Genomic DNA, 10,208 nt, shown 5'->3' with positions numbered 1-10,208 from the left:
GCTCGAACCGATCGGGTATATCCCGCCTGCAGAAGCTGAGGCAAACTACTACAGGCAACTCGCCAGCGAGGCCGCCATCCCGGCCTGACTTAAACCAAACGGCCTCCACCGAACCCGGGGCGATTCAGACACCCCGGAACCACCAGACATGACGCCCGTTCAAGGCGCGCCCATCAGATGATCAAAGTTGGAAGCGCCCCACCATGCCATGCAGCGTGGTGCTGAGTTGGGCCAGCTCGGTACTCGACACCGCCGTCCCTTGCATGGCAGCAGCTGATTGATCTGCGCTATCGCGAATACTGTCCACGCTGCGGTTGACTTCCGCGACAACCGCGCTTTGCTGCTCGGCAGCGGCGGCAATCTGCTGATTCATGCGGTGAATCACCGAGACCGCATCGGCGATGCTGTGCAGGGCACTCTCGGTCTGATGGGCATCCGCCACAGTCGTCTCCACCAACTCGCTGCTCGCGCCGATCTGTTGCATCGAGTCCTGTGTGCTGCGCACCACCGCGAGGATCAGCCCTTCAATCTTGGCCGTGGATTCATGCGTCCGCTGCGCCAGGAGGCGGACTTCGTCGGCGACCACGGCAAAACCACGACCCTGCTCGCCGGCACGAGCAGCCTCGATCGCGGCATTGAGGGCGAGCAGATTGGTTTGTTCTGCCAGGCTCTTGATCACATCGAGTACGGCCCCGATGTTCTGCACTTCACCGTCGAGGCTGAGCATGCTCTCGTGTGCCGCACCAGCCGCCGCCGCGAGTTGTTCGATGCGCGACATGGTGCCCTGTACCACTTTCCGGCCGTACTGCACCTTGGAATCGGCGGAATCGGCGGCACTCGCGGCATCCGCGGCACTGCGCGCCACTTCATCCAGGCTCTGTACGATTTCGCTCATTGCGGTGGCCACCTGCGCGGTCTCTTGTTTCTGACTGCCCACTTCGGCGTTCGCTCGTTCTGCGGCCGAGGACAGCGTTTGCGCCGAGGTCGCGATACTGCCGATGCCGTTCTTCAGACCACCGACGATGTCGCGCAGGGCCAGTGACATACGAGACATGGCGCGCATCAGCTGACCGACCTCGTCGGTGCCGTGCGACTCGATTTTCGCCGTCAAATCACCGTCTGCAATGCGGTCCGCGACACGGATGACACTGCGGAGCGGCTTGACCACGGCCCGAGTGATAAGCATCGCGGCGGCCAGCCCTGCCAGCAGGGCGACCAGCGAGGAGGCAAAGATGAACCCGGCGCTGGCCCCGAGCTCGTTGCGCATTGCTTCGTCCTGTTCGGTATATGCATTGTCCACCCGCCGCATGACCTGTTCGGCGCGTGCAATCATTTGCGCATGGACCTTGCGCTCCTGGGTCAGCAGCTCGGTGTATTCGTCCAGCCGCTCATTGAAGGTGGTAATGAGCGACGCAGCTTCTTTGAGCACGCCCCGATAGGCCGGATCGTTGCCTGCAACATCGATCAGCTGTTTGATCAATTGTGCGGCTTCTTCGGTTTGCGGGATCCGGGCACCCGCGTCGACTTCCGTGCCGACAGCCGCCCTGCGGCTTTGCTCAAGGCGGACATGGGCCTCGTTCAGTGCCTGCAGCACGAGGCGACCCGTTTCACCGAGCTGCCCCGCCTGTTCGATGAGCGCTTCGCCCCTGTCGTTTTCCCCAGTCGTTAACGCCGCTACGGCATCTTCGACAAAGATGCCGTGGACCAGATCGAGGTTGTTGGTCACGTTCTGCACCGACCAAGCGGCGGTATCCAAAGCCCGCTGCTTGCGTTGGGCAAGATTGACGAATTCATCGAACGAGGTGCGGTAGGCCGTCACCTCGAGTTCAACCTCGTCCATTGTCGCCGCCATAGCGGCCGATTGCGTCTTCAGAGCGGTCGTCAGGCCCAGGATGGCGTCGATGCCGGAGCGCAACGCGTCCACCTCGGCCGGATCTTCAGAAAGGGAGAACGCCTGCTCATGCTGACGAATCAGGAGCACGTTCCGATTGATCTGCGCCATCAGCTTGAGCTGGTCGAAGCGAAGTTCGATCGTTTGCAACGCGGTGACACCGATCGCTGCTACGACGCCTGTGAGCAGCAGAACCAAACCGAAGCCGAACCCCAGCTTCCGCGCCATCGTCGAACGACCAAAACGCGATCGCAAGTTTGTAAAGAACTGCACGGTGTCTTCTCCCACGCCTAGGCGCAAAAAAACATGCCTCGCCACTCCGCCGATGATTCCATGTCACTCGTTCAACCACATATTCACAAGGACTGGGGGCGATTCCACTCCCTTCGATCGTCTGCCTCGAATCGTCGCTGAGCGCTCGCAGCCGCGTCGACCCAACGAAGGAAGCCCGCCTCCGGGACCTTGATCAGGTCGGGAGGCGGGCTTACAAACGAACGGTGCAAGGAGAACCCTTTGGGTTCACCCAAGCTGCGCCCTCCATTTCAATGATGGACGCAACCGGTGGCACGAGCCGTTCATGTTCGGCCGAGCGCCTGCTTAGTTGGGCGCCGAGGCGGTGTCCTTAAGCCATTTCTCAACCATTTCAGGATGCGATTCGATATAGGCGGCGGCCTCCTTCTCGTAAGAAGAATCCTTGGCCTTGAGCATAATGTCCTGCAGGTCGGCCAACGGAATCTTGAACGACTTGATGAACGCTGCAGCCTTCGGGAAATCCTTCTCGAAACCCATGCGTCCGACAGCGTGGATCGCTTCCTCTCCACCGAGCGTCTTTTTCGGGTCCTCAAGGAAACGCAGCTTGTACTGCGCAAACATCCAGTGCGGCGCCCAGGACGTTGCCACGATCCAGTTGTCGCGCTTGATGGCGCGATCGATGCTCAGCACCATGGCCGCGTCCGACGCCGTGACCAGTTTGTAATCGTCGAGACCGTAGGCCTTGACCGCTTCGGCAGAGGCGCGCATCAGGCCCGAACCGGCATCGATACCCTGGATCTGTTTCTTGAACTTCTTCGCAATCTCCGGTTTCTTGAGATCTTCGATCGACTTGACCTCGCTCTCGGGCACATAGTCCGGCACGACCCAACCCAGGCGCGCCTTGTCATAGAGAATTCCGAGATCTTCTACCTGGCTGGACACCTTTTCCCAATAGGCCTGGTGGGTCGTCGGCAGCCACGACATGAGCATGACGTCGAGATCGCCCTTGGCGACGCCGTTGTACTGAATACCGACATCCGCCATGACCAGCTCAACCTTGTAGCCGAGGCGCTTTTCGAGCAGTTGCTTGGCGACATTCGTGACAGCTTCGGCGTCGGACCACGCCGTCCAACCTACCTTGATGGTCTTTTCAGCTGCATGCGCAGCCATGGGCGCAACAGCACAACTGACGGCAAGCACCGCAGCAAACTTGCGAACTGCCAGCTTCATCGCATTGAACATTTATTGCTCCTTCTGAGAGGCCGAGTATCGATATTTGCCGCTTGCCTTTCCGACTCCCTGCCCGGCGGCATTTCGGACAGGGCGCTTTCTACGCCGAACATTCGCGGAATGTCCGGCAATAGCTCAGGGTCTAGATAGAATCCCGCCCCGTTGTGTGAGCATCTTTTTATTCGACTTTCTTATCCCTTCGTACTGTGTTCTGAGCGATGGAATCCAACGGAACCGCGACGCGATGGCATGGGACCGTCAGCGATGCGAATGCCTTTCCCGTGACTACGAGCCCCGCTTCGGACGCTTGGCCCGACGCTCGCCAAAGCTCTCCGTCAGGCGGTCGAGCATGATGGCGAGTAGCACCACCCCGAGTCCGCTCTCGAAACCAAGGCCGACATCAAGCCGCGAAATACCGGCCAGCACATCGTTGCCAAGACCACCCGCGCCCACCATGGAGGCAATGATCACCATGGAAAGCGCCATCATGATGGTCTGATTGACGCCTGCGAGAATCGATGGCATGGCGCCGGGGATCTGCACCTTGAAGAGCAGCTGGGCAGGCGTACAGCCGAACGAAATGCCGGCCTCCACCTGCTCCTTGTTCACTTGCCGGATGCCGAGCGCCGTGAGGCGCACCGCTGGCGGCATGGAAAAGATCACCGTGGCGAGCACCCCTGGCACGCGCCCGAGACCGAACAGCATCGCCGCCGGGATGAGATAAACGAAGGCCGGCATTGTCTGCATGAAGTCGAGCGTCGGGCGCACGATCGTCTCGACTCGCTTGCTGCTGGCCGACCAGATCCCGAGGGGCACCCCCATCAGCAAACTGATGACCGTTGCTGAAATGATGAGGGCCAGTGTTTCCACCGTCTGATCCCAGAAACCGGTGGTGACAATGACGCCGAAAGCCAGCACACAGAACCCGGCAAACGCCCAGCCCTTGCGCCACAAGCCGAGCGCAGCGACGGCGCCGATGAAAAGCCAGACCGGCACTGCCGAAAGACCATCCTCGATACCGCCGGAGAAGGTCTCCACCACCGTACCGATCGCCTCGAATATCCCACTCCCGTCGTCCTGGAGCCAATTGACCAACAAGGACACCCACTCGCCGAGGGGAAGTCGGAATTCGCTCATGGCGCTACTCCCTTGCTAAGTTTCGTAAGCAGGACTGTTTTGGTCACGGCGCCGACATAGCGTCCGTTCTCGTCCACCACGGGCAGCGGACAGGGGCTGGCGACGACGATACGAATGAGGTCTTCGATCGGGAGCGAGCTCGGCACTGTCGCACCAAGCTCCGGCAGCAGTGCGTCACGCAGCCGGTGGGCGCCGGTCTCGCGACAGCGGATGAGGGACTCGACCGAGACCACACCCAGAACTTTTTGATGCTGATCGAGAACGAAGCCGTAGTCGCGATCGTAAAGACGCAGGCGCTCCAGCGCCGCATGGATACCACCCACCAGCTCCTCGGGGCGGTCGAAGATCGTGACTTGCTCTTTCTGCGCGACAGTCCCCGCCGTCATGTATTTGGAGACATCCACCCCCCGGAAGAAGGCGCGCACGTAATCGTCCGCCGGCCGCTCGAGAATGTCATCCGAAGTGCCCACCTGCACCACCCGCCCGCCTTCCATGATGCAGATACGGTCGCCGATGCGCAGCGCCTCGTCGAGGTCGTGCGAAACGAATATGACGGTACGGCTGTGCTCGCGCTGAAGATTCACCAGCACGTCCTGCATCTCGGTTCGGCGCAGCGGATCGAGCGCTGAGAAGGCCTCGTCCATCAGCATGATCGAAGGGTTCGACGCCAGCGCACGCGCCAAGCCAACGCGTTGCTGCATGCCCCCAGACAACTGAGCAGGGTAACTTTTGGCGAAGGAAGCCAGCCCGACCTGGTCCAGCACCTCCATGGCTCGGCGCTCGCGCTCGTCACGCGCCACACCACGCACCTCCAGTCCGAACGCGGCGTTGTCGAGCACCGTGCGCTGTGGCAACAAGGCAAAGGACTGAAACACCATGCTCATATCATGGCGGCGCATTTCGAGCAGCTTGCTCTTGCTCATCGCCGCCACGTTCACGCCGTCCACCACCACCTCTCCGGCGGAAGGCTCAATGAGCCGGTTGAGCAAACGGATGAGGGTCGACTTGCCCGACCCGGACAGACCCATGATGACGAAGATCTCGCCCTTCTTGACCGTGAAGCTGGCGTCCCGAACACCGACCACCTGGCCGGTCTCCTTCAAGATTTCGTCTTTGTCGCGCCCTTCCCTCAGCATCTGCAGCGCCACTTCGGGCCGATTCCCGAAGATCTTGTACAGATTGCGCACCACCAGCTTGTCTTCAGCGGCAGCCCCAGACCGGACACGGCCCTCTTCCCCGCTCACTGTATCCGGGGCCTGTGCCTCACTGACCACTTCCATCTGACACCTCTCAAGGCTGCGTTGCTGACAGAGGAGAACTCGTGCTTGGAATGCATACGAGCAAGCCACCCTACGCGCGATCCAGCGCCGGATCGGTCAGCCACGAGGCCGGATCGATGCCGCTAGACGGAGATCGCCGAGAGAATAGTCGCGCTGATACGTGGACCGCACTTGCACTTTACCGACACCTATCAATCTATTTGCGACATGTGCACCGCTGCGCGAGATGGTGGGCGGGGAACTCAAGTCAATTTTGATGTACGGGCCTATCCGGTCTGGCTGACCAGGTGGCGAGGCGCTGATGCTCCGACACCCAACCCTTCGCCGGTTCACCGTCATCGAAGACGACCCCGCGTATGAATTCTGTCGTACGTTCGCGTGCTCGATTTTCTGGGGCGAATTTATCCAAGCTTCATGCGGACTGAATCTGAAGCACCGCACACGCGTTCAGCGTCGCCTCACTCAGTGATTCTTCTCCGCAAGTGCTGGCACTGAGCGCCTTGTTCGGAAACAACGAACAGCTGTTCGAAAAATATCGATACCTCGGCGCCGAACGAGCCGCTAAGGTACGCGAGCCAACCGGCAGCACGCCGGCTGCAGGCTTCTCCCCTCGCCACCTGTTGTGGGTGCGGGACACCCCCGCCGCGAGGAGAGATGTCTCATGGCCGAAGCACGGGAAAGCCAGATCGCTGTACGGAAAATCGATGCGCGCCGGGCCTTGCCGGGCGCGCTGCAGCCACGGCTCCATGCTGTTCTGGGCGCCCGGGGCTGAACTTCGCAGCAGACTCGCCCCCGCGCTGGCAACCAAGTGATACCTGATCCGCAAGCCTGTTCCCAGCACGAAAAGGAGATCAGCATGAAAACGGTTCACTGGCGACTGCGCTTCAAGCACCTTGGCACTGCGCTGCTGATGGCAGTCATTACGCTCCCGGCGTCCGCCGACAACGCGATGCCGGGCAAGGGCGTGACCGTGCAACCCCTGAAGGGGCCGCTCGCAGAAGAGACCTTTCAGACACGTATCGTGATGCGAGCCCTCGCCGACCTGGGCTACGACGTCAAGCCGGTCAAGGAGAGCGACTACGCGAGCGCTCATTTGGCCGTCGCCACCGAAGCTGGCGCTTTCTTGACCACCCACTGGACACCGCTGCACAACGACTTCTATGCCAGCAACGGCGGCGACGCCAAGCTCGTCCGCAGCGGGGCGCTCATCGCAAACAACCTGCAGGGCTACCTGATCGACCGCAAGACGGCCGAGCAGTACCGGATCACCAACATCGCGCAGCTGCGGGATCCGGCCGTCGCCAAGCTCTTCGACACCGACGGAGACGGAAAGGCCGACCTAGCTGGCTGCGCAGCGGGCTGGGGTTGCGAGAAGGTCATCGAGCATCAGCTGACGGCGTACAAGCTGCGCGACACGATTACCCACAAGCAGGGCGCCTACTCGGAGTTGATGGCCGACGTCATCACCCGCTACAAGGAAGGCAAGCCGATCCTCTACTACACCTGGACACCCTACTGGGTCAGTGGGACGCTGGTACCGAACACGGACGTCGTCTGGCTTGAGGTCCCCTTCTCGTCGCAACCCGGCGTAAACGCCGGCAAGAGCACAAAACTACCCAACGGCAAGGACTACGGCTTCGAGGTCAACACGCAGCATATTCTGGCCAGCAAGGCCTTTGTCACAGCCCATCCGGACGCGGGCAAGCTCTTCGAGGTCATGACCATAGACGTGAACGACATCAACATGCAGAACATGTGGATGAGCATCGGTCTGACAAGCAGCGCTGACATCGACCGGCACGTTACCGCATGGATCAAGGTCAACCGGAAAGTCTATGACGGCTGGCTGGCACAGGCGCAGGCTGCGGCCAACCCCTGAATCGCGGCTGAGCGACTACCTGCGCAGGCCTGCGCGAATGGGCCTACGTCCGCTCCCACGAATCCTCGCAGCAGCGTGCCGCCCACTTGCCCATCTGCTTGCATCAGTACAACTGGCACCGACCACACGCCAACTTCAAATATCTATCGCCGATCGGCCGGCTACCGACGGCGAACAAGCTGGTGGGGTTACACAGCTAGGCCCCAATGGGCTTGCAGGGGACTGCGAAGTCAATATGGTAGTGCTCATCGTGGCGCACCCATGGCCTACCTTTCATGAAGGGCAGATTTGCCTGAAGATATTTGCCACGCGGCGTTGCGAACAGCTTTGGTAGAAAGCGGGTGTCGAAGATGACCAAGGCAATGCCCACTCCGTTGGCTTTGGCGGCGATATGAAGCTGATACATGTGCTCGGCAATGGCCGGAAAGTCGATGCTGTACCCCTCGTACTTCGCATTGGCATTGAACTCGATGTCGTAGCCGAGTCGATTGGTGATGCTCGCAGGTAGCGGCACAGACTTTCCCTCGGCATTTCGAACCGGAACAAAAAAGTCTATGGACAGACCGTTCTGATGGGTGCGATGAGGCCGAAAGCGGCCGCCTGAAGGCCAGCCCGTTTCGCCATAGACGAATACGGTCGAAGGGCTTGCTACCTCAAGAACGGAGTATGCCGAGACGATGATCTCCGCGACCCTGGAATGAACATGTGTGCGCCCTGCCGTTGCTCCCAGAACGCTGTATGCAGAGAAGTTGCGGCCGCTTACTGGAAGCTTGACGCTGCCTTCGATTCGGCCGTTGCCAATAGTACCGTAGCACTGACTTTCGGCGATCGCCTCAGGTAGCTGAATAAAGAACAAGACAGCGACGGCAAGGAACAGTCTGTGCATATGCGGTATGCGGCCTAGCGAGGCGGTAGGAAAACCCGGCGCCATGCCGGAGCAGCCAGATTTCGGGAGCTACTCGACCCTTCAGAGGCTGCCGATCGCTCCATACGAAGCGGACTGAGAGATCTAAGGTTCAAGGTCATCGTCAAAGATTTCCAAAATCAACTTTTCTACAATCTCAACGCTCACCATAACCGGCAGTATCAAACCGGGCGACGAAGGAGCGCCGCTCTACACTGTCCGCATTGATGGCATTGTTATACATTGAGTGGCAAGTGCTGAGACCAGCCTCCAGACATAGCCGCGGCAACTTTGGCAAAGTCCGTATTCTTGCTGTTTTCGTTTCTTGCCATACAGAATCTTTCATCCCGACTGAACAATGATGACGCAAAAGTTCGGGCCGCCATAATAATGCCGGATGTCTTTTCAAACCGCAGCTCAGTGAATTTGACAAATGCTTTTTGCAAATCGCTAGGATTTTCGTTTAGGCAGTTTGCGAGATGCCAAGCATCCTCCAGCGCCTGACAGGCGCCTTGACCGGATGTTGGCAGAGGGGCATGGGCCGCGTCTCCGATCACAATCAGGTTGTGTTTGTGCCACGTGTGGATTGGATCATGGTCATGCACGTAAATCTTGTTGATCCGTTCGACAGGTGTGTGCTCAGTCATCATTCGAACAAGTTGCGGCCAGTCCGAGAAAATTGAACGTAGCTCCGCTTTATATTCATACTGATTTCTTGGGCCAACATCGGCACAGGCGGCACCCCCGGCCCAATAGGCTTTGTGCTTCGTAACGGGGACGATTCCAAAGCGTTCACCTACACCCCAGTAATCCGCTACTGCGATTTCCTGAAAAGATTCTTCTTCGGACTCATAAACACCAACCCAGTTTATGATTCCTTGATACACGGGACTGTTGTCACCACACACATAACGACGGGCGTGAGAAGCCATGCGGCCATCCGCTCCGATCAGGACATCGGCTGTGATCTTCGATCCATTTTGGAAGTGGACTTCAGCTTGATCTGGGTTCTTGGTTTCTATTCGGGTAACCGTACGGCCATACTGGATGGCAACCCCGAGCGATTCAAGCCTTGATATCAGGATGCGCTGAAATTCACTCCTGAGAATGGAAAGGCTGGAATACCCCATATTCCTGTTGATCCTTTCAATATCAATCGCCCCCAAATCTTCGTTGGCGCTCGATAGTCTACACATTCTTGTCAGATGCCCGGATACCGCTTCAATCTCGTCCAACACTCCGAGCTGTTCGAGCACATATGCCGCATTTGGCCACACAACAATTCCAGCGCCAATACTCAAGTCGGATTCGTGCCTTTCGTAGATGCTGACGTCGAAACCTTTCTGCTTGAGAGCAATGGCGCTGCTGATACCGGCAACCCCTCCACCGAGAATGGCAACTTTCATGTAAGGGAACCTCGTTCTCTATTGGATGCATCACGTAGAGCTAACCAGCGCTGCGCGACGCTTTGTCGCGCAGCGACCGCAGGGAGCGAGGTTGAGCGCAATGTTGGACGAAGCCGCTACGCGGAGAATCCGCCGCTGCCGCGTCGGCGCCGGAGTGGTCACAATCGAGCCTCGCCCTTCTGCTTGAAGGGTTCCTTTGTATGACAAACATGAGGCTCGCGCAAGATGA

Annotated in this window: 7 protein-coding genes and 1 pseudogene; 2 read left to right on the top strand and 6 right to left on the bottom strand. The window is 59.1% G+C overall.

Annotated features, from left to right (window positions below; translation table 11 throughout):
- Window positions 1-181: 181 nt before the first annotated feature.
- From I8J34_RS23530 to proV, 4 genes are all read right to left on the bottom strand, one after another.
- Window positions 182-2,164 carry a HAMP domain-containing methyl-accepting chemotaxis protein gene (locus I8J34_RS23530; RefSeq protein ID WP_230411979.1) on the bottom strand — a complete coding sequence of 661 codons (1,983 nt, stop codon included), beginning with the start codon at window positions 2,162-2,164 and terminating at the stop codon, window positions 182-184.
- A 324-nt stretch (window positions 2,165-2,488) separates the two neighbouring features.
- A complete protein-coding gene (locus I8J34_RS23525) occupies window positions 2,489-3,385 on the bottom strand; it encodes a glycine betaine ABC transporter substrate-binding protein (RefSeq protein WP_214364078.1) in 897 nt (298 codons plus the stop codon).
- Window positions 3,386-3,658: 273 nt separating this feature from the next.
- On the bottom strand, window positions 3,659-4,510 hold the full coding sequence (locus I8J34_RS23520) for an ABC transporter permease (protein WP_214364077.1): 852 nt from the start codon (window positions 4,508-4,510) through the stop codon (window positions 3,659-3,661).
- A complete protein-coding gene (gene proV / locus I8J34_RS23515; protein ID WP_214364076.1) occupies window positions 4,507-5,790 on the bottom strand; it encodes a glycine betaine/L-proline ABC transporter ATP-binding protein ProV in 1,284 nt (427 codons plus the stop codon). Before proV ends, I8J34_RS23520 begins: the two co-directional genes overlap by 4 nt.
- 856 nt (window positions 5,791-6,646) lie before the next feature.
- Between proV and proX the strand changes: the two genes are divergently transcribed.
- Both proX and I8J34_RS24755 read left to right on the top strand, forming a co-directional pair.
- The gene (proX, locus tag I8J34_RS23510) at window positions 6,647-7,669 is read left to right on the top strand and encodes a glycine betaine/L-proline ABC transporter substrate-binding protein ProX (protein WP_230411978.1); all 1,023 of its coding nucleotides are present in this window, start codon (window positions 6,647-6,649) and stop codon (window positions 7,667-7,669) included.
- 29 nt (window positions 7,670-7,698) lie between these two features.
- A pseudogene (locus tag I8J34_RS24755) lies at window positions 7,699-7,869 on the top strand (IS481 family transposase); the annotation flags it as partial.
- On the opposite strand, the gene I8J34_RS23505 reads toward I8J34_RS24755, so the two are convergent.
- Complete coding sequence (locus tag I8J34_RS23505; protein WP_214364075.1) at window positions 7,866-8,555, bottom strand: penicillin-insensitive murein endopeptidase; 690 nt, start codon at window positions 8,553-8,555, stop codon at window positions 7,866-7,868. The pseudogene I8J34_RS24755 and the gene I8J34_RS23505 overlap by 4 nt on opposite strands.
- Before the next feature lie 254 nt (window positions 8,556-8,809).
- Window positions 8,810-9,979 carry an FAD-dependent monooxygenase gene (locus tag I8J34_RS23500; RefSeq protein WP_230411977.1) on the bottom strand — a complete coding sequence of 390 codons (1,170 nt, stop codon included), beginning with the start codon at window positions 9,977-9,979 and terminating at the stop codon, window positions 8,810-8,812.
- Window positions 9,980-10,208: the final 229 nt, after the last annotated feature.

The organism is Denitromonas iodatirespirans (assembly GCF_018524365.1).
Lineage (GTDB): Bacteria > Pseudomonadota > Gammaproteobacteria > Burkholderiales > Rhodocyclaceae > Nitrogeniibacter > Nitrogeniibacter iodatirespirans.
The sequence above is the reverse complement of the archived record's forward strand: the minus strand, read 5'-3'. Positions and strand labels throughout refer to the sequence as shown.

Excerpts from the sequence above, each read along its gene's own strand:
- I8J34_RS23505 (WP_214364075.1), bottom strand. The coding sequence starts at position 8,555 with ATGCACAGACTGTTCCTTGCCGTCGCTGTCTTGTTCTTTATTCAGCTA.
- I8J34_RS23525 (WP_214364078.1), bottom strand. The coding sequence starts at position 3,385 with ATGTTCAATGCGATGAAGCTGGCAGTTCGCAAGTTTGCTGCGGTGCTT.
- proV (WP_214364076.1), bottom strand. The coding sequence starts at position 5,790 with ATGGAAGTGGTCAGTGAGGCACAGGCCCCGGATACAGTGAGCGGGGAA.
- I8J34_RS23520 (WP_214364077.1), bottom strand. The coding sequence starts at position 4,510 with ATGAGCGAATTCCGACTTCCCCTCGGCGAGTGGGTGTCCTTGTTGGTC.
- I8J34_RS23500 (WP_230411977.1), bottom strand. The coding sequence starts at position 9,979 with ATGAAAGTTGCCATTCTCGGTGGAGGGGTTGCCGGTATCAGCAGCGCC.
- proX (WP_230411978.1), top strand. The coding sequence starts at position 6,647 with ATGAAAACGGTTCACTGGCGACTGCGCTTCAAGCACCTTGGCACTGCG.